This is a genomic window from Ramlibacter sp. bp-362, assembly GCF_054956735.1.
The window spans coordinates 473,704-491,901 of record NZ_JBUDXE010000001.1 but is presented as its reverse complement, the minus strand read 5'-3'; the positions used below and the strand labels follow the sequence as shown (position 1 = coordinate 491,901).

General features: G+C 70.5%; 16 protein-coding genes and 1 pseudogene. 7 read left to right on the top strand and 10 right to left on the bottom strand.

Going from position 1 to position 18,198, the window contains the following annotated elements:
• From ACY0MJ_RS02510 to ACY0MJ_RS02500, 3 genes and pseudogenes are all read right to left on the bottom strand, one after another.
• Positions 1-190: pseudogene (locus ACY0MJ_RS02510) on the bottom strand (IS256 family transposase); the annotation flags it as partial.
• Between the two features lie 61 nt (positions 191-251).
• Positions 252-701, bottom strand: a complete 450-nt coding sequence (gene ybeY, locus ACY0MJ_RS02505; protein ID WP_462636688.1) for an rRNA maturation RNase YbeY — start codon at positions 699-701, stop codon at positions 252-254.
• Positions 698-1,639, bottom strand: coding sequence for a PhoH family protein (locus tag ACY0MJ_RS02500; protein ID WP_462636687.1), 942 nt, complete (start codon positions 1,637-1,639; stop codon positions 698-700). The genes ybeY and ACY0MJ_RS02500 overlap by 4 nt, the downstream gene beginning before the upstream one ends.
• Positions 1,640-1,665: 26 nt before the next feature.
• On the opposite strand from ACY0MJ_RS02500, the gene ruvA reads away from it, so the two are divergent.
• Together ruvA and ruvB are read left to right on the top strand one after the other, a co-directional pair.
• Complete coding sequence (gene ruvA, locus ACY0MJ_RS02495; RefSeq protein ID WP_462636686.1) at positions 1,666-2,238, top strand: Holliday junction branch migration protein RuvA; 573 nt, start codon at positions 1,666-1,668, stop codon at positions 2,236-2,238.
• Positions 2,235-3,293 (top strand): Holliday junction branch migration DNA helicase RuvB, encoded by a 1,059-nt coding sequence (gene ruvB, locus ACY0MJ_RS02490; protein WP_462636685.1) that lies wholly within the window; start codon positions 2,235-2,237, stop codon positions 3,291-3,293. The genes ruvA and ruvB overlap by 4 nt, the downstream gene beginning before the upstream one ends.
• Positions 3,294-3,353: 60 nt before the next feature.
• Here the strand turns inward: ruvB and ACY0MJ_RS02485 are convergent, their stop codons facing one another.
• The 7 genes from ACY0MJ_RS02485 to ACY0MJ_RS02455 form a co-directional block, all read right to left on the bottom strand.
• Positions 3,354-5,111, bottom strand: coding sequence for a lysoplasmalogenase family protein (locus tag ACY0MJ_RS02485; RefSeq protein WP_462636684.1), 1,758 nt, complete (start codon positions 5,109-5,111; stop codon positions 3,354-3,356).
• A 1-nt stretch (position 5,112) separates the two neighbouring features.
• Entirely contained in the window at positions 5,113-6,306 is a 1,194-nt protein-coding gene (locus tag ACY0MJ_RS02480) for a DSD1 family PLP-dependent enzyme (RefSeq protein WP_462636683.1), read from the bottom strand.
• Positions 6,275-6,919, bottom strand: coding sequence for a histidine phosphatase family protein (locus ACY0MJ_RS02475; RefSeq protein WP_462636682.1), 645 nt, complete (start codon positions 6,917-6,919; stop codon positions 6,275-6,277). The genes ACY0MJ_RS02480 and ACY0MJ_RS02475 overlap by 32 nt, the downstream gene beginning before the upstream one ends.
• Positions 6,920-6,961: 42 nt before the next feature.
• Complete coding sequence (locus tag ACY0MJ_RS02470) at positions 6,962-7,564, bottom strand: DUF4136 domain-containing protein (RefSeq protein ID WP_462636681.1); 603 nt, start codon at positions 7,562-7,564, stop codon at positions 6,962-6,964.
• A 60-nt stretch (positions 7,565-7,624) separates the two neighbouring features.
• Positions 7,625-8,542, bottom strand: a complete 918-nt coding sequence (gene ttcA / locus ACY0MJ_RS02465) for a tRNA 2-thiocytidine(32) synthetase TtcA (RefSeq protein WP_462636680.1) — start codon at positions 8,540-8,542, stop codon at positions 7,625-7,627.
• A 23-nt stretch (positions 8,543-8,565) separates the two neighbouring features.
• Complete coding sequence (locus tag ACY0MJ_RS02460; RefSeq protein WP_462636679.1) at positions 8,566-8,706, bottom strand: hypothetical protein; 141 nt, start codon at positions 8,704-8,706, stop codon at positions 8,566-8,568.
• Between the two features lie 70 nt (positions 8,707-8,776).
• Positions 8,777-9,943, bottom strand: coding sequence for a serine hydrolase domain-containing protein (locus ACY0MJ_RS02455; protein WP_462636678.1), 1,167 nt, complete (start codon positions 9,941-9,943; stop codon positions 8,777-8,779).
• Positions 9,944-10,090: 147 nt separating this feature from the next.
• On the opposite strand from ACY0MJ_RS02455, the gene ACY0MJ_RS02450 reads away from it, so the two are divergent.
• The 5 genes from ACY0MJ_RS02450 (at position 10,091) to ACY0MJ_RS02430 (ending at position 18,100) form a co-directional block, all read left to right on the top strand.
• Complete coding sequence (locus ACY0MJ_RS02450; RefSeq protein WP_462636677.1) at positions 10,091-10,768, top strand: response regulator; 678 nt, start codon at positions 10,091-10,093, stop codon at positions 10,766-10,768.
• The gene (locus tag ACY0MJ_RS02445) at positions 10,765-12,579 is read left to right on the top strand and encodes a sensor histidine kinase (protein ID WP_462636676.1); all 1,815 of its coding nucleotides are present in this window, start codon (positions 10,765-10,767) and stop codon (positions 12,577-12,579) included. The genes ACY0MJ_RS02450 and ACY0MJ_RS02445 overlap by 4 nt, the downstream gene beginning before the upstream one ends.
• A 79-nt stretch (positions 12,580-12,658) precedes the next feature.
• Positions 12,659-14,830: a sulfatase-like hydrolase/transferase gene (locus ACY0MJ_RS02440; RefSeq protein ID WP_462636675.1), complete on the top strand. Its 2,172-nt coding sequence runs from the start codon at positions 12,659-12,661 to the stop codon at positions 14,828-14,830.
• A gap of 11 nt (positions 14,831-14,841) precedes the next feature.
• On the top strand, positions 14,842-16,995 hold the full coding sequence (locus tag ACY0MJ_RS02435; protein ID WP_462636674.1) for a sulfatase-like hydrolase/transferase: 2,154 nt from the start codon (positions 14,842-14,844) through the stop codon (positions 16,993-16,995).
• Between the two features lie 46 nt (positions 16,996-17,041).
• Positions 17,042-18,100, top strand: a complete 1,059-nt coding sequence (locus ACY0MJ_RS02430) for a formylglycine-generating enzyme family protein (protein ID WP_462636700.1) — start codon at positions 17,042-17,044, stop codon at positions 18,098-18,100.
• Positions 18,101-18,198: the final 98 nt, after the last annotated feature.

The window sequence follows — 18,198 nt, the reverse complement described above, 5'->3', positions numbered from 1 at the left end:
CCTTGTAGCCCAGGTGCTGCGTCATTTCGGCGCCCAATGCACGTTCCATGAACGCCTTCTTGAAGCGCTGGAAGATGTCCTCGAATTCCGCCGGCGTTACCGGACCGGGAATCAGCTGCTCGAGCAGCTCCTGGGGAATCTGCGGGGTGTCAGGTTTGGCCGCCGCGGCGGCCTTTGTCTTGCGTGGCACTCATGCTCCTTGTCGACATGTTATGCCTCACACACGGAATTTCTGACACCCTCACCCCAGCTCAATACGGATCCGGATACCCCAACACCCCCATCAGCAGGATCTCCAGCGCCTCCATCTCCAGCGCCTCCCGCTCCCCCGCCTCGTGGTCATACCCCTGCGCATGCAGCGTCCCGTGCACCAGCAGGTGCGCGTAGTGCGCCTCCAGCGTCTTCCCCTGTTCCTTCGCCTCGCGCTCCACCACCGGCGCGCACAGCACCAGGTCCGCCGAAACCACGGGCTCCCGCGCATAGTCGAAGGTCAGCACGTTGGTCGCGTAGTCCTTGCCCCGGTACTGCCTGTTCAAAGCCTGCCCTTCCTCCGCCCCGACGATGCGCACCGCGATCTCGCCGGGCCCCGCCAGCGCGGTCGAGACCCACCGGCGCACGCGCGCCGCCGCCAGCACCTGCCGGTGCTTCGCCGCGCCGGCAAACGCCCCGAACTGCAGCGACAGCGCCAAGCGCGCCTTCATGCTTCCTTCTTGCGCGCCGCGTCGTAGGCGTCGACGATCCGTGCCACCAGCGGGTGCCGCACGACGTCGGCGCTGGTGAAGCGCGTGTGCGCGATGCCCTTCACGCGCCGCAGCACGCGCTCGGCATCCACCAGGCCCGACAGGTTGCCCTTGGGCAGGTCGATCTGGCTGATGTCGCCCGTCACCACGCACTTGCTGCCGAAGCCGATGCGGGTGAGGAACATCTTCATCTGCTCCGGCGTCGTGTTCTGCGCCTCGTCCAGGATCACGAAGGCGTTGTTCAGCGTGCGCCCGCGCATGAAGGCCAGCGGCGCGATCTCCAGCGCGTTGCGCTCGAAGGCCTTGGTGACCCGCTCGAAGCCCATCAGGTCGTACAGCGCGTCGTAGAGCGGCCGCAGGTACGGGTCCACCTTCTGCGTCAGGTCGCCAGGCAGGAAGCCCAGCTTCTCGCCCGCCTCCACCGCCGGACGCGTCAGCACGATGCGCTGCACGGCGCTGCGTTCGAGCGCGTCCACCGCGCAGGCCACGGCCAGGTAGGTCTTGCCGGTGCCGGCCGGGCCGATGCCGAAGGTGATGTCGTGGTTGGCGATGTTGTCCAGGTACACGCTCTGGTTGGGCGTGCGCGCCTTGAGGTCCGTGCGGCGGGTGTGCAGCACCAGCGCGCCGTCCTCGTCTTCGTCCATGGGCATGTCGCCCGCCACCATCAGCTGCACCCGCTCCTTGGGGATGGTGCGGCCTGCCATCTCGTACAGCGCCTGCAGGACGTCCAGCGCCCGCTCCGCCTTGGCCTTGGCGCCTTCGACGCGGAAATGCTCCTGGCGATGGGAGATCCGGACCTGCAGCCCCTGCTCGATGGTCCTCAGGTGTTCGTCCATGGGCCCGCACAGGTGCGCGAGCCGGGTGTTGCTCAGGGGGCTGAAGGTGTGGCGGAGAATCAAGCCGATAATCCTGGAAGAGGACCGCAATGATAGGCAAATTGACGGGGACGCTGAGCGAGAAGAACCCGCCGCAGGTGCTGGTGGACTGCCATGGCGTCGGCTACGAGGTCGACGTGCCCATGAGCACGTTCTACAACCTGCCCGGCGTGGGCGAGAAGGTCTCGCTGCTGACGCACTTCGTCGTGCGCGAGGACGCGCAGGTCCTGTTCGGCTTCGGCTCCGCCGGCGAGCGCGAGGCCTTCCGCCAGCTGATCAAGATCTCGGGCGTGGGCCCACGCACGGCGCTGGCCGTCCTGAGCGGCATGAGCGTGGCCGACATCGGCCAGGCCGTCACGCACCAGGACGCCAGCCGCCTGGTCAAGGTGCCGGGCATCGGCAAGAAGACGGCGGAGCGCCTGCTGCTGGAGCTGAAGGGCAGGATCGGCGCCGACCTGGGCCACGTCGCCGGCCCGGTGGACGATGCGCAGGCCGACATCCTGCAGGCGCTGGTCGCCCTGGGCTACAGCGACAAGGAAGCCGCCGCCGCGCTCAAGTCGCTGCCCAAGGACGTGGGCGTGAGCGAAGGCATCAAGCAGGCGCTGAAGGCCCTGGCGCGATGAGCATCCAGACCGACGATTTCGCCCCGCCGCCGGAAAAGCGCGTGGTTTCCGCCGCGCCGGCCTCGCCGGCCGAAGAAGCGATGGAGCGGGCGCTGCGGCCCAAGGGCCTGGCGGAATACGTCGGCCAGGCCAAGACCCGCGAGCAGCTGGAGATCTTCATCGGCGCGGCGCGCAAGCGTGGCGAGGCGCTGGACCACGTGCTGCTGTTCGGGCCGCCCGGCCTGGGCAAGACCACGCTGTCGCACATCATCGCCAACGAGCTGGGCGTGAACCTGCGCCAGACCTCGGGCCCGGTGCTGGAGAAACCCAAGGACCTCGCGGCGCTGCTGACCAACCTGGAAAAGAACGACGTCCTCTTCATCGACGAGATCCACCGGCTCTCGCCGGTGGTGGAGGAAATCCTCTATCCGGCGCTGGAGGACTACCAGATCGACATCATGATCGGCGAGGGCCCGGCGGCGCGCTCGATCAAGCTGGACCTGCAGCCCTTCACGCTGGTGGGCGCGACGACGCGCGCGGGCATGCTGACCAACCCGCTGCGCGACCGCTTCGGCATCGTGGCGCGGCTGGAGTTCTACACGCCCGAGGAGCTGACGCGCATCGTGCACCGCAGCGCCGGGCTGCTGCAGGCGCCCATCGACGCCGAAGGCGCTGCCGAGATCGCGCGCCGCTCGCGCGGCACACCGCGGATCGCCAACCGCCTGTTGCGGCGCGTGCGCGACTATGCGGAAGTGAAGGGCAATGGCCGCATCGACAAGGACATCGCGCAAAAGGCGCTGGCGATGCTGGACGTCGACCCGCAGGGCTTCGACGTGATGGACCGCAAGCTGCTGGAGGCGGTGATCCACCGCTTCGACGGCGGACCGGTGGGGCTGGACAACGTGGCGGCCTCCATCGGCGAGGAACGCGACACGATCGAGGACGTGATCGAGCCCTACCTGATCCAGCAGGGGTACCTGCAGCGCACGCCGCGGGGGAGGGTGGCGACCATGGCGGCGTACCGGCACCTCGGCGTCACGCCGCCGAAGGCGGAAGGGACCTTGTTCGATTCGTGAATCGGCGGTGATTTGCTGGGGTTCGCTGCGCTCACCGCCAGCCTACGAACACCACGGAGCCTAGGCCGCCTTGCCTTCGTAGGCTGGCGGTGAGCGCAGCGAACCCCAGCTTGCCACCGCCACCTCCCGCGCGTTGTGCACGATCAGCACCTGCGCCGCGTAATACGTCCCCAGCACCCAGAACTGCGCCATCGGCAGCGGCAGCGCGAACTTGTTGATCGCCAGCAGCGTGTCGCTCGCCATGAACAGCACCGCCCCGGCCGCGACAGCCACCGAAGCCGGATCGCGCACCAGCACCGCCCGCCCGATCGCCTGGGCCGCCATCAGCGCGATCACCAGCGCGTAGGCGGGCACCGCGACCTTCAGCACCGGCCCCAGATAAGGGAACAGGAAGACCGCCATCGCGGCGGCTGCCGCGACGGTCGCCGCCAGCGCGCGCCGGCTCGGGAACCACGGCACGCCCTGCCGGAACAGCGCCAGGTAGCAGACGTGCGCCGCGAGGAAGCTCACCAGGCCGGGGATGAAGAAGCCCTCCAGCATCAGGAACACGTCGCCCGCGAGGCTGAGCGCCAGCGCGGCCACCAGCTTCAGCTCGAAGCCGCGCGCCCCCTGCAGCCGCGCCACCACGAAACCGATCGCCAGCAGCATCGCCGCCGGCTTGAACACCCGGTGCACCTCGATCCAGCCCTGCGCGCTGCTCGCCGTGGAGAGCGCCGCCGCCTCCACCAGCAGCACCTCGATCATCCCGATGCGGCCCTGCATCGCCGCCCCCACCGCCCACAGCGCCGCCGTGAGCGCCGCCAGCCAGACGACCGACTGCGACAGCGGCAGGCCGTCCGCATGCCACAGGAACAGCACGACGGCCACCAGCACGGCCACGAACTGCAGGCCGGAGAACCAGGCCAGGGGGCGTGACATGGGCGGGTGGTAGCGCGTCACGCGCTCCAAGGAGAAAGCCGGCTTCGGGAAGCGCTCCGCGACGTCGGCCGGCCGCCAGCCCGGCGGCTTGAACCACACGCGCAGCTTGTCGGCCCAGGAGCGGGCATGCCAGCTGTCCTTCGCGAGCGCCCAGTACACCTCGAAGTTGGACCACAGCGGGTCCCAGCTTTCCAGCGGCGCGCGCGTGCCGTACACGCACTTCTCGCCTTCTTCCTCGAAGCTGCCGAACAGGCGGTCCCACACGATCAGCACGCCGCCATAGTTGCGATCGAGGTAGCCGTCGTTCACCGCGTGGTGCACGCGGTGGTTCGAGGGCGAGCAGAACCAGCGGTCGAACCAGCCCAGCTTGCCCACGTGCTCCGTGTGCACCCAGTACTGGTACAGCAGGTCGATCAAGGCGACGATGCCGAACACCAGCGGCGGCACGCCGGCGATCGCCATCGGCAGGTAGAAGATCCACCCGAGCAGGGCTCCGGAGCTGGTCTGGCGCAGCGCCGTGGAGAGGTTGTAGTCCTGGCTCTGGTGGTGCACCACGTGCGCCGCCCAGAAGATCGCGACCTCGTGGCCGGCGCGGTGCAGCCAGTAGTAGCAGAAGTCGTAGAAGACCAGCGCCAGCAGCCAGCCCAGGGGCGAGGTCCAGAACGCATCGGCGTGCCAGAAAGAGACCCACCCGTAGACCGCCGTGTAGATGCCGATGCGGAACAGGCGCGTGAGCACGGCGCTCACCTGGCTCAGCATGCCCAGCGAGATGCTGTTGATCGCGTCGTTCAGCCGGTAGGTGTCCCGCCCGCGCCAGCGGCCCCACGCGTATTCCACCGCGATCAGCAGCAGGAACACGGGGGTCGCCAGGACGATGATCTGGCTGGGGGAGAGATGCATGTCAGGTCAGCGCGCCGCGCGCGTCGACGCGGATGATCTTGTCGACCTTCCCGTTCTCCAGCCCGCCGGTCACTCCCACCAGGAAATTGTGCAGGTTCACCGTCGGGTCGCAATGCCCCGGGATCAGCCAGATCGTCTCGTCCAGGTGCGGCACGCGCTGGTTGCCGTTGGCGGGCTTCAGCACGCCGTGCTCGTCGCCGCCGTTCACGTATTCCAGCTCGCCGGTCGGCTCGCGCACCAGCACCTTGGGCAGGCCGGAGTCGATCGCGTGGCTCTTGTGGCCGGCATCGCACACCGCGTGCACGACGCCCGAGCTCATGACCTGCGACTTCACGAACAGCGCGTTCTCGAACTGCGGCTGCGCCGGGTCGCGCTCGTTGGCGCCGTAGTCCGCGTCCATGAACAGGAAGGAGCCGGCCTGCAGCTCGCCGAACACGCCGCTGGCCGCCTCGCAGACCATGCTGCCGGTGCCCGCGCCGGTGACCAGCGGCACGGGCACGCCTTCCTGCTCCATCAGCTTGCGCGTGAACTGCACGTCCTGCACGACCTGCGTGATCGTGTCGCGGCGCGCCTGCGGGCTGCGCAGGTGCTGCGCGCGGCCGTGGTAGGCCTGCAGGCCAGCGAAGCGCAGGGCCGGGTGCTTGCGGATCTCCAGCGCCAGGTCGACGGCCATGCGGCCCGGAGGCACGCCGCAGCGGCCCTGGCCGACGTCGATCTCCACTAACACGTCGATCACCGCGGCCGGCCCGCCGCCGCGCCGCTCGTTCATGGCCTGCGCGAGCCGCCGCACGCCCTCGACGCTGTCCACGGCGATCGCGAGCTGGCCGCCTTCGGCCGCGAGCTGGTGCGCCAGCTGCGCCACGCGCGCCAGCTTGGCGGGCGCGACCACCTCGTTGGTGATGTACACGTCGTTCACGCCGCCGGCCGCCATGGCCTCGGCCTCGCTGGTCTTCTGCACGCAGACGCCGACGGCGCCGGCCTGCATCTGCAGCTTGGCGAGGGCCGAGCTCTTGTGCATCTTGGCGTGCGGGCGCCAGCGGATCTCGTGCTTGCGGGCGAACTCGGCCATGCGCCCCAGGTTGCGCTGCATGGCGTCGAGGTCGACCACGAGCGCGGGCGTGTCGATGGCGGCGACCGGCTGGCCGGCCAGCCGCTTGAGGTCCTCAGAAAGAGGTGTTTTCGTCGAAGGATGCATGTTCGAGGTGCTGGGTGTCCGACCAGCCGACCAGCGTGAAGCCCTCGGGCGTCCACAGCAGGCGGTTGATGGCCCCGTTGGGCAGCTGCCAGGTGCGCGGCGAGTTCACTTCCTGCCCGGTGGCGATGCGGTACAGCGTGTCCAGCACCCCGCCGTGCGCCACCACGGCGATCAGCTGCCCGCAGTGGCGCGAGGCCAGGTCGCTCACGGTGCGGCCGACGCGCTCGCGCAGCTGCAGCAGCGACTCGCCGCCTTCCGGCGGCTGCCATTCGGGAATGCGCTTGCGCCAGTTCTGCGCGTGCTCGGGCCAGTTCTGGTGGATCTCGTCGAAGGTCTTGCCCTCGAACATGCCGAAGCGCCGCTCCCGCAAACCGGGATGGGCCACCACGGGAATGCCCGCCGCATCGCCGATGGCGCGCGCGGTCTCGTGAGCGCGTCCGAGGTCGCTGGAGTAGATCGCGCTCAGCTGCTCCGAGCTGAGGGCCTGCCCCACGCGTCGGGCTTGCCATCGCCCGGTGTCGTTCAGCTGGATGTCGAGCTGGCCCTGGATGCGCGCGTCCACGTTCCAGGCCGTCTCGCCATGCCGCACGGCAATGATGCGGGTGGCTTCCATGCGGCCCATTGTAGGGAGGCGCCGCTGGAAGCCAAACCGATTTCAGGCGGGCGGCGGGTTGCGGCCGACCTGGATGTCCACCCGCCGCGGGCCGGCCGGCGGGTTCGGGAAGCCCTGCATCGCGGCCTCGAACATGGCCGGCAGGACGCTGCGGTTGTCCAGCCACGGCCCGTCGTTGAAGGCGTGCGTCTCGTACACCACCTTGTTGGTCGCCAGCTCCCGGATCACCACGCTCACCTCCCGGTGGAACCAGTAGCTGTCGGTGCCGGGCCAGGGGCCGCCGAGGCCCAGGCCGAAGTGGCGGCCGCCGACGCCCAGGTTCCAGCCGCCGCCCCAGCCCCAGGGGCTCCAGGGATCGGCGTAGGGCGAGAGGGTGCGTTCGGTGCGAGCCGAAACTTGCACGCTGTAGCGCGGCGCGGCGTCGTCCCGGCGCAACCCGGCCTTGTACAGGGCGGCGTCGGCCAGGCCCTCCAGCGCCTGCTGGGCCGGGTCGACCTGCTGCGAGAGGGAGCGCTCGAAGCGGTAGGTGGGCTGGGCGGGCAGGCCCTGGAGCTGCGAGAACGACTGGACCTGGTTGTCCAGCAGGTAGGTGCCGGCGCAGCCCGCGAGCAGCAGGGCGGCCACGCCGGCCAGCAAAAGACGCAACAGACGCAACGAAGCGGACGGACCCATGCGACCTCCCGAACGCGAGGCGCGGGGCGCCTCTCAGAGCTTGATGACCTGCAAGGCGGGCATGGCGCCCGGAGCGGGGAACTCTTCGTGGTCGAAGGCGGTATCGCCGTCCGGGCTGGGCACGCCGCTGGCGGTCAGACCCTTGAAATCGTAGAGCGTTCCGTCCGCCAGGTGGGAAGGAACGACGTTCTGTAACGCGTGGAGCATGTTGTCCAGCCGGCCGGGGAAGCGCTTGTCCCAGTCCTTGAGCATGGCGCCGACCTGCTTGCGCTGCAGGTTCTCCTGGCTGCCGCACAGGGTGCAAGGGATGATGGGGAAGGCGCGCACCTCGGACCAGCGCACCAGGTCCTTCTCGTTCACGTAGGCCAGCGGGCGGATCACCATGTGGCGGCCGTCGTCGCTCACCAGCTTGGGCGGCATGCCCTTGAGCTTGCCGCCGAAGAACATGTTGAGGAACAGCGTCTGCAGCATGTCGTCGCGGTGGTGGCCCAGAGCGATCTTCGTGGCGCCCAGCTCGTCCGCGACGCGGTACAGGATCCCGCGGCGCAGCCGGCTGCACAGGCTGCACATGGTCTTGCCCTCGGGGATCTTGTCCTTGACGATCGAGTAGGTGTCCTGCTCCTCGATGTGGAAGGGCACGCCCAGGGACTTCAGGTACTCGGGCAGGACGTGCTCCGGGAAGCCTGGCTGCTTCTGGTCGAGGTTGACGGCGACGAGCTCGAAGCGCACCGGCGCGCGGCGCTGCAGCTTCAGCAGGATGTCCAGCAGCGCGTAGCTGTCCTTGCCGCCCGAGAGGCAGACCATCACCTTGTCGCCCGGCTCGATCATCGCGTAGTCGCCGATCGCCTGGCCCACGAGCCGGCACAGCCGCTTCTCGAGCTTGTGGTTCTCGAACTCGATCTTGCGGTCGGCGGGGGAAGGGGAGTCTTGCTCGGTCCAGACGGCGCTCATGCCGTCATTTTCGCATCGGGAGCCTAGCGCTGCTCCTGTTCCGGCGGCGTCACGACGGGCGCGGGCGCCGGGGCAGCCGCCTTGCGGTTGGCCTTTTCCTCCTTCTTGCGCTTCTTCTCCAGCTCGCGCTGGCGTTTCTCGAACGAGTAATTCGGCTTCGGCATGGGACTCTCCACGGAGGGTGTGTCGATGCAGGATAACAGGGCAGGGCGCGATGCGGTCCTGCCCGTCGCTTCAGGCCGCGCGCAGGTCCTGCCGCAGGGCGCGCAGGAAGGCCGGCCAGTACGGCAGGTCGCTGCCCATGTAGCGCTGGGTCATGAGGACGACGGCGAGGTCCTCGCGGGGCGAGAAGCACCATTTCGTCCCGGCCAGGCCGCCCCAGTACACCTGTCCCTCGGCCAGTCCCAGCCCGGGGTTTTCCTCCACCACCACGGCCGCGGCCAGGCTGTGGCCGCGGCCCACCTGCGTCGGCTGGTCGGGGAACCGGATCCACATGCCCGCGGGCAGCTGGTTGCGCGTGACGAGTTCCATGGTCTGCGGCCGCAGCAGCGGCGCGCCGCCGCCCAGCAGCGCGCGCACCAGCGCGCTGTAGTCGTCCAGGGAGCTGACCAGGCCACCGCCGCCGCCCAGGAAAGGCACGCTCCTGCGATACGCCCCCTCGTAGGGCAGCTGGTCGGCGCGGCGCAGCCCCGGGCGCAGCGGCTCCTTCAGGCTGCCGATGTACAGCGCGGCGAGGCGATCCTGCTTGTCCGCGGGCACGGAGAAGAAGGTGTCGTGCATCCCCAGCGGCGCGAAGATGTGGCGACGGAAATATTCGTCCAGCTTCTGTCCGGTCACCACTTCCACAAGCCGGCCCACGACGTCGGTCGCGACCGAGTAGTTCCAGGCGCTGCCCGGCTCGAACAGCAGCGGCAGGCGCCCGAGCGCCTCCATCATCTGCGCGAGGTCCAGCGCCGGATCGAGCACGCGCGCCTCGCGGTAGGCCTTGGCGATCGGCGCGTCGGGCTGCGTGAAGCCGTAGGTGAAACCGGCCGTGTGCGTCAGCAGGTGCCGGATGCGCACGGGCTCGCGCGCCGGCTCCGTATCGTCCACGCTGGTCGCGCCCGGACGCAGGACGCGCAGGTCGCGCAGCGCCGGGATGTACTGGCCGACCGGGTCGTCGAGGGCGAAGCGTCCCTGCTCCAGCAGCTGCAGCGCGGCGCAGCTCGTGACCAGCTTGGTGTTGGAAAAGGCCCGGAACAGGTGGTCCTCGCGCATGCGGATCCCCGCTTCGCGATCCGCGAAGCCGAGCGCCTTGCGCGCGAGCAGCTCCTGCCGGCGAAAGACGGCATACGTGACGCCGGCGAGCTGCTCGCCCTCGATCGCCGCCTGCAAGGCGGCATCCGCTGCGGGAAGGTCCATGGGTCCTCGGATCGTGCTGTGGGTTGCGGGCATTGTGCCGGCAGGCCGCGGGTACCATGAAGGAGGTATCCGTGATCGCGCCCGGCCGTGCCAAACTCGGCCCGCCGGACGGGCGGCGCGCGACGTACATCGGAGGAAGGCGGACACATGCAGGAGCAGCAGGAGGATGGAACGACGGCGGCATGCCGCGTGCTGCTGCTCGAGGACGACGAGCCGCTGCGCCAGCGCTTCACGTGCATCCTGCAGGAGTGGACCGGCGGCCGGCTGGTCGCCGCCTGCGCCACCCTCGCCGAGGCCCTGCCGCACCTGCGCGCGCCCGGCGTGGACCTGCTGATCACCGACCTGCGCCTGCCCGACGGCCACGGAACGCAGGCGATCCGCACTCTGCGCGCGGCCAACCCGCAGGCCGAGGCCATGGTCATCTCCGTGCTGGCCGATGACCGCTCCGTGATCGAGGCCATCGAGGCCGGCGCCTCCGGCTACCTGCTGAAGGACGCCGATTCCATCGAGCTGCTCGAGGCCATCGAGGAGCTGCGGGCGGGTCGCTCGCCGATCTCCTCCTCGATCGCCCGCGTGATCGTGCGCAAGCTCAACGCGCCGCCCTCCGCGCCGCCGCCGCCGCTGGCCGCCGCGCTCACCGCGCGCGAGACCGACATCCTGTGGGGCATCGCCAAGGGCTTCACCTACGCCGAACTGGCGCAGCAGCTGGGCATCAGCAAGCAGACGGTGCCGGTGCACGTCAAGAACATCTACCGCAAGCTGGAGGCGAACAACCGGTCCGAGGCCGTGTTCGAGGCTTCGCGGCTGGGGCTCATCCGCCTGTGATCCGGCGGGCGGCGTCGTGGCTGTGCGCGCTGCTGCTGCTCGCGGTGGCCACCATGCCCTACTGGCTGCAGCTGCCGCGGCCCGAGGGCGCCCGCGAGCTGGCGCACGCAGTGCTGATGGATTCCAGCGGCGCCCCGCCGGTGGACGTGCCGCTGCCCCACAGCTGGCCGCGCCGTGCCGGCGAGCTGGACTACCAGCTGAATTTCGATCTCGCTTCCGTGCCCGAGGAGCCGCTGTACCTGTTCATCCCCATGCTGGCGCAGCGCGCCGTCATCTCCCTCGGCGGCCACACGCTGGCGGACACGGGCAACCGCGCCCGCATGATCGGCGTGACCTCGGGCGTGGCGGCGCTGGTCGTCCTGCCGCGCGACCGGCTGGTTGCCGGCAGCAACACGCTGGACCTGCGGCTGGCGACCGTGGGCGTGATGCCCGGCTACCTCTCGCCCGCCTACATCGGCACGGCGGAACAGCTGGGGCCCTACTACCGTCTTCGCCTGTTCCTGTTGGAGCACCTGCGGCTGATGGTGCTGGCCTCGCAGCTGCTGATCGCCGTCGCCGTGCTCATGGTCTGCCTGTACCGGCCGCGCGAGCCGCTCTTCCTCTGGCTGCTCGCGCTGCTCGCAACCACGCTGGCCGGCTACGCGGGACTGTTCGTCGACCTGCATCCGCGCGTCCCGGAGCTGATGCCCTACGCCTTCTTCATCAGCGGGATGGGCACCAGCATGCTGGTGGTGGTCGCGCTGCTGATCAACGGCACGCGGGTGCCGCGCCTGCTGCAGGCCGCGACCGTGGGCGTGCCGGCGGCCTGCATGCTGCTCGCCGCGACCGGCCTGGTGCCGCCGTTCCAGCTGGTGCTCGCGATGGGCGCGCCCTGGATGGTGCTGTCGCTCGTGGCCACCGCCGCCGTCACCGCCTGGGGCGCGTGGAAGAAGCGCGTGCACGAGGCGCGCCTGATGCTGGTGCCCCTGCTGCTGCTGGCGCTCGCGGGCGTGCACGACGGCGCCGTGGCGGCCCGCGTGCTGGACGGGCCGGTGTTCCTGGCGATGTACTACCGGCCGCTGCTGATGATCGGCATCGTGGTGATCCTGATGCGCCGCCTGGGCGTGAGCCTGCGCCGGCTGGACGAGGCCAACGCCCACCTGCTGCGGCGCCTGGCCGAACGCGAGGAGGAGCTGGCGCGCCTGCATGCGGAAGAACGCGTCGAGGCGGCGCAGCGCGTGCGGCACGAGGAGCGCCAGCGCCTGACAGCGGACCTGCACGACGGGCTGAGCGGCCACCTCGCCTCCATCGTGGCGCTGGCCGAACGCGAGCGCGTCGCCGCCATCGAGCGCACGGCGCGCGAGGCGCTGGACGACCTGCGCCTCGTGATCCACTCGCTGGACATCGGCGACCGCGAACTGCCCGTGGCGCTGGGCGAATTCCGCGACCGGCTCGCGCGCCAGCTGAAGCGCCTGGGCATCCAGCTCGAGTGGTCGATCGCGCGGCTGCCGGAGATCTCCGGCGTGACGCCCGCGCACGCGCTCAACGTGCTGCGCATCATGCAGGAGGCGGTGACCAACGCGATCCGGCACGGGCGCGCCGGCCGCATCATGATCCACGGCCAGCCGGAAGGAGAGGCCGGCGCGCGCATCCTGGTGGAGAACGACGGCGCGCCCTTCGCTTCGCAGCCGGGCGGCCGCGGCCTGGAGAACATGCGCCGGCGCGCCGCGCAGCTCGGGGGCGCCGTGACAATCGAGGCCTGGGAAGCCGGCGGCGCCCGGCTTGCCCTGAGCCTGCCGCTGGAGCTGCCGCAGGAAGTGCCGCAGGCGTGATGCGGCCGCCCGCGCGGGGCGCTCGCTACCATGGATAGGGTATTGGCGCCCCGGCGGACGGGCCGGAACATGCGCGCCGATGAGAAGAAGAAGCCTCCGCAGCCCGCTCCGGGCCGCCTTCGCCGCGGCGGCGCTGCTGACCCTGGCGTCCTGCGGTGGCGGTTCCGGGGGCGGCGGCTCCGGCGGCAGCGCATCGCAGCCGCCCAACATCCTCTTCATCGTGCTGGACGACCTGGGCGTCGACCAGCTGCCGGTCTTCGGCTACGGCGGGCTCACGCCGGCGGCCACGCCCAACCTCGACGCGATCGCGCACGCCGGCGTGCGCTTCCGCAATGCCTGGTCCATGCCCACGTGCACGCCGACCCGCGCCACCTTCTTCGTGGGGCGCTATCCCTCGCGCACCAAGGTGCTCAATGCCGTCGTGGCGACGGACCTCGCCAACTCGCAGGTCTCGCCCTTCGAGGCCACCACGCCCAAGCTGCTGAAGGACAAGGGCTACGTCAACGCCGTGATCGGCAAGATGCACCTGTCCGGCTCCAACCTGAACCCGGCCAACCATCCGCTGGGGGATGCCGTGATGCGCGAGCTGGGCTGGGACCACTTCGAGGGCTACCTCGATGGCGGGCCCTACCCGATCGACACCACCGCCGGCGGCGTCGGCCCCCAGGGCGCGCACGGCTGCGGCTTCGTGCGCAACACGCGCGACGACCCGGCGCAGGGTGCGGACAGCGGTGCGTGCTACACCGCTGACGGCGGTTGCACCACGCTCTCCACCGCCGCCGCGGCGACGCCGGGACGCGCCTGCATGGAGCGCGGCGGCATCCTCGACCCCGGCCAGGCCTGCCGTTCGCCGCGTCCGTCCTACCTCGACTTCGCCACGCAGAACGCCTACTACACGGGCGAATGGCTGATCAACCGCGCCGACGGCACGACGCGCACCGTGCCCGCCTCCGACGCCACGAGCCGCGGCTACCGCACGGTGCAGGAGACGGACCGCGCGGTGCGCTGGGTGCGCCAGCAGTCGAAGGGCCAGCCCTGGATGCTGAGCGTCGGCTACTCCGCGATCCACACGCCGCTGCAGCCACCGCCGGCGAGCCTGCTGCCGGCCGGCGCGCAGGACACGGATCGCTTCGACTGCGAGAGCGTGCACGAGCAGCGCGTCCTCACCAACCAGATGATCGAGGCCATGGACCGCGAGATCGGCCGCCTGCTGGTGGAGACCGGCATCGCGAAGCGTCGCGACGACGGCACGCTGGACTACCGGCCCCAGGACAGCAACACCGTGGTGGTCGTGATGGGCGACAACGGCAGCTACGCGCCGAGCGTGAAGGCGCCCTTCAACCCGATGCGCGCCAAGGGCTTCCCCTACCAGACGGGCGTGTGGGTGCCGCTGATCGTGGCCGGCCCCATGGTGAAGGAGCCGGACCGCGACGTGCCGCACATGGTGAACTCCGCCGACCTCTACAGTCTGTTCGGCGAACTGGCCGGCATCGACGTGCGCCGTTCCGTGCCCGCCAGTCGCACGCTGGACGCGCAGCCGGTGCTGCCCTACCTGACCGATCCCGCGCACGCCGCGATCCGCACGACCAACTTCAGCGAGGTGGGAACCAACATCACGAACGCGTCCGCCCCGCCGGCGCCGCCCTGCGTGATCCCCGCGCTGAACACCTGCGTGCAGCTGTTCCCGCAGAAGGAAGTGTGCGAGGACCAGGGCGGCACCTGGTACGGCGCGGGCGGGGCCGCGGGCGCCGGCGGCCTGGCCTCGTGCTGCGCCGTCAACGAGTACCTGGAGGCGCAGGGCGAGGAGCCGACGGACATCCTGCCGCGTTCGCAGCGCACCGTGCGCAACGCGAACTACAAGCTGGTGCGCGTGGAGCGCATGAACTGCTCCACCCACCAGTATTCGTCGGTCGACGAGTTCTTCCGCGTGGACGAGGCCGTGCCGCTGCCCAGGCTGGACAACGCGCGCCGCAACCTCCTGCCCGGCCTGACGCGCAACGAGCAGGAGAACTACGTTGCCTTGCAGGAGGCGCTGCGCCGGATTGACGAGGCCAACGTCGACTGCCCCGGCGACGGCAACCTCGATGGCGTGGTGGACGCGCAGGACCTCGCGGACTGGGAGCTGTACAGCCAGCGCAACGGCGGCCGTTCCAGCTGGTTCGACTTCAACCACGACGGGCTCACCGACGCCGCCGACCGCGCGGTGATCGAAAGCCGTCTCGGCAAGCGCTGCGGCGCCACCGGATCGTGAGGCCGCGCCCCATGCGACTCCTTCGCACCTTCCTCGCGGCGGCCTGCGCCGTCGTGGCCCTGTCTTCCTGCGGCGGCGGTGGCGGCGGCGGAGGCGAGGCCTCGCGCCCCAACATCCTGTTCGTGATCCTCGACGATGTCGGCATCGACCAGATGGCGGCCTTCGGCTACGGCGGGGCGAACCCGCCGCCCATGCCCAACATCGACGCCGTCGCGGCGGCCGGCGTGCGCTTCCGCAATACCTGGTCCATGCCCGAGTGCACGCCGGGCCGCGCCGCCTTCTTCGTGGGCCGCTATCCCTTCCGCACGGGCATCCGGCAGGCGACGGGGCCCAACGACCTCGCCAACTCGCAGCTCTCGCCCTACGACGTGACGGTGCCCAAGCTGCTGAAGCAGGCCGGCTACCAGAGCGCGATGTTCGGCAAGTTCCACCTCGCGGGCCCCGAGCACAACGCGGCGGAGCACGCCACGCCGGCGGTGCTGGGCTGGGACTACTTCGAGGGCTGGATCGGCGGCCTGCCGGCCTCGGTGGACCGCACGGCCGGCGGCCTGGACCTCAAGAAGGCGCGCAACTTCAGCTGCGGCTTCTACCCGCACCACATCGGCGGCTCCTGCCACTACGCGGACCAGCGCTGCGAGGACATGCCGGCGGCCTCGCCGCTGAAGGACAGCAACGGCCTGCAGTGCCTTGCGAAAGGCGGCATCTTCGTGGACCAGCATGCCTGCGGCACGCCGCTGCCGGCCGGCGTGAAGCTGGACTTCCAGACGGAGAACGCGTACTACGTCTCCCCGCTCGTGATCGTGAAGGACGGCGAAGTCGAACAGGTGCCGCTGACCGACCCGCGCGCCCGCGGCTACCGCACCACCATCGAGGCGAATGCCGCCATCCGGTGGATCAAGTCGCGTCCGCGCGGCAAGCCGTGGATGGCGACCGTCAGCTTCTCGGCGGCGCACACGCCCTGGCAGCACGCACCCAAGGAGCTGACGCCGCGCACGAGTCCGCGCCTCTCCGGCAACATCCTCGACTGCTCGGACCCGCTGCACGGACGCCTGATCCAGAACCAGATGACCGAGGCGCTGGACACCGAGTTCGGCCGCATCCTGGTGGAGACGGGCCTGGCCACGCGCGGCAGCGACGGGCGCCTGCGCTACGACCCGCGCGCGAGCAACACGGTCGTCGTGATCGCCGCGGACAACGGCAGCCTGGGCTTTGCGGTCAAGGCGCCCTTCGACACGCAGCTCGCCAAGGGCACCGCCTACCAGACGGGCGCCTGGGTGCCGCTGATCGTGGCCGGCCCGCAGGTCGCCGAGCCGGACCGCGAGGTGGACCACATGGTCAACGCGGTGGACCTGTTCCAGTTCTTCGGCGAGCTGGCGGGCCTGGACGTCCACCGCGAGGTGCCGCGCACGGTGGATTCCGTGGCGCTGCTGCCCTACCTGACGCAGCCGGGACAGGGCAGCCTGCGCAGCATCAACTTCACCATGACCGGCACCAACATCCAGGCCGACGGCGGCCGCAACGGCCCCTGCGTGGTGAACGCATCGGCCTGCACGCAGATCCCGGTGTCCAAGAGCGTGTGCGAGGACAACGCCGGCGTGTGGTGGGGTTCCGGCTACACCGACGCGTCCGTCGTTCCCAACGGCGGCAAGGGCTACCAGAGCTGCTGCCAGGTGAACCAGGCGCGCTTCAAGCAGGGGCAGGGCCTCTTCACCATCCTGCCCGAGTCATCGGCGGCGCTGCGCGACGACCGCTTCAAGATCGTGCGCAACACGACGCTCGACTACGACAGCGCGAGCGACAGCTGCGGCGAGGTCGTCACGAACGAGTTCTACGAGATCGACCAGGCCGCGCCCCGGCCGCTGCTGGACGAGCCCGCGCGCGACCTGCTGCGGCGTCCGCTCACGCGCGAGGCGCGCACGGCTTACGAGCAGCTCTCGGCGACGCTCGACGAGATGCTCGCCTCCGAGCCGGACTGCCCCGGCGACGGCAACAGGGACGGCGTGGTCGACGCGCAGGACCTCTCCAACTGGCGCGCCATCGTCGCCGACTGGGGCCTGTCCAGCGTGTACGACTTCCTCTTCGACGGGCGCACCGACGCGTCGGACGGCGAAATCATCGCCCGCAACATGAACACCACCTGCGCGAGGAGCCGTGGCATCTACTGATACGCGCCGCCGCCGCTGGCTGCTCGGCGGCCTGGCGCTCGGCGGCATGGCCGCGGGCGGCGCGGCGGCATGGAAGTTCCTGCCGCGCGCGCCGGAGCCCCGGCCGCGGCCCGTCGTCGTCCTCGGCGACGGCGTGCGCGCGCCGAAGGACATGGCCTGGGTTCCCGGCGGCACCTTCCTCATGGGCAGCGAGTCCAGGTTCGCCCGCTTCGACGAGAAGCCGGCGCACCCGGTGCGCGTGAAGGCCTTCTGGATGGACGTCACGCACGTCACCAACGACCAGTTCGCCGCCTTCGTGCGCAAGACGGGCTACATCACCACCGCGGAGCGCAAGCCCGAATGGGAAACCATCCGCGTGCAGCTGCCGCCCGGCACGCCGCGTCCGCCCGACGACGTGCTGGTGCCCGGCGCGATGGTGTTCGTGGGCACCGAGGGCCCCGTGCGCCTGGACGACTATTCGCGCTGGTGGCGCTACGTGCCCGGGGCGAACTGGCGCCGGCCGCAGGGGCCGGGCAGTTCGATCGCAGGCAAGGGCGACCATCCCGTGGTGCAGGTCAGCTACGTCGATGCGCTGGCCTACGCGCGCTGGGCCGGCAAGCGCCTGCCCACCGAGGCGGAGTGGGAGTTCGCCGCGCGCGGCGGGCTCGAGCAGGCCACCTATGCGTGGGGCGACGACCTCGCGCCCGGCGGCCAGCCGCAGGCCAACGTGTGGGACAGCCGCGCGCGCCCCTTCCCCGTCGTGAGCCCGCAGGCGGGCGGCGCCGCGGGCACGACGCCGGCGAAGAGCTTTCCGGCCAACGGCTACGGCCTCTACGACATGACGGGCAACGCGTGGCAGTGGGTCGCCGACTGGTATCGCGCCGACGCGTTCGCGTTGCAGGCGAAGCTCGGGCCCGAGGCCGTGGTGGATCCGCAAGGGCCCGCCGAGCCCTTCGATCCCGGCGAGCCGGGCGTGCCGCCGGACGCGCCCAAGCGCGTGATCCGCGGCGGCTCGTTCCTGTGCAACGAGGACTACTGCCTCTCGTATCGCCCGAGCGCGCGGCGCGGCTCCGATCCGCACAGCCCGATGTCGCACCTGGGATTCCGGCTCGTGCGCGACGCGTGACGCGCACCGCGCCGCGCATGCCGCGGCGCATCTACCATGAATGAGGTATTGGCCGCTCCCATGGCAGAGGCAGAAGATCGCGCCCGTCCTGCACGGCG

What these genes read in the sequence shown, in the direction of transcription:
- ACY0MJ_RS02480 (WP_462636683.1), bottom strand. Translation starts at nt 6,306, where the DNA reads ATGCATCCTTCGACGAAAACACCTCTTTCTGAGGACCTCAAGCGGCTG.
- ACY0MJ_RS02435 (WP_462636674.1), top strand. Translation starts at nt 14,842, where the DNA reads ATGCGACTCCTTCGCACCTTCCTCGCGGCGGCCTGCGCCGTCGTGGCC.
- ACY0MJ_RS02475 (WP_462636682.1), bottom strand. Translation starts at nt 6,919, where the DNA reads ATGGAAGCCACCCGCATCATTGCCGTGCGGCATGGCGAGACGGCCTGG.
- ACY0MJ_RS02460 (WP_462636679.1), bottom strand. Translation starts at nt 8,706, where the DNA reads ATGCCGAAGCCGAATTACTCGTTCGAGAAACGCCAGCGCGAGCTGGAG.
- ruvA (WP_462636686.1), top strand. Translation starts at nt 1,666, where the DNA reads ATGATAGGCAAATTGACGGGGACGCTGAGCGAGAAGAACCCGCCGCAG.
- ACY0MJ_RS02450 (WP_462636677.1), top strand. Translation starts at nt 10,091, where the DNA reads ATGCAGGAGCAGCAGGAGGATGGAACGACGGCGGCATGCCGCGTGCTG.
- ACY0MJ_RS02485 (WP_462636684.1), bottom strand. Translation starts at nt 5,111, where the DNA reads ATGCATCTCTCCCCCAGCCAGATCATCGTCCTGGCGACCCCCGTGTTC.
- ACY0MJ_RS02440 (WP_462636675.1), top strand. Translation starts at nt 12,659, where the DNA reads ATGAGAAGAAGAAGCCTCCGCAGCCCGCTCCGGGCCGCCTTCGCCGCG.
- ybeY (WP_462636688.1), bottom strand. Translation starts at nt 701, where the DNA reads ATGAAGGCGCGCTTGGCGCTGTCGCTGCAGTTCGGGGCGTTTGCCGGC.
- ruvB (WP_462636685.1), top strand. Translation starts at nt 2,235, where the DNA reads ATGAGCATCCAGACCGACGATTTCGCCCCGCCGCCGGAAAAGCGCGTG.
- ACY0MJ_RS02455 (WP_462636678.1), bottom strand. Translation starts at nt 9,943, where the DNA reads ATGGACCTTCCCGCAGCGGATGCCGCCTTGCAGGCGGCGATCGAGGGC.
- ACY0MJ_RS02430 (WP_462636700.1), top strand. Translation starts at nt 17,042, where the DNA reads ATGGCCGCGGGCGGCGCGGCGGCATGGAAGTTCCTGCCGCGCGCGCCG.
- ttcA (WP_462636680.1), bottom strand. Translation starts at nt 8,542, where the DNA reads ATGAGCGCCGTCTGGACCGAGCAAGACTCCCCTTCCCCCGCCGACCGC.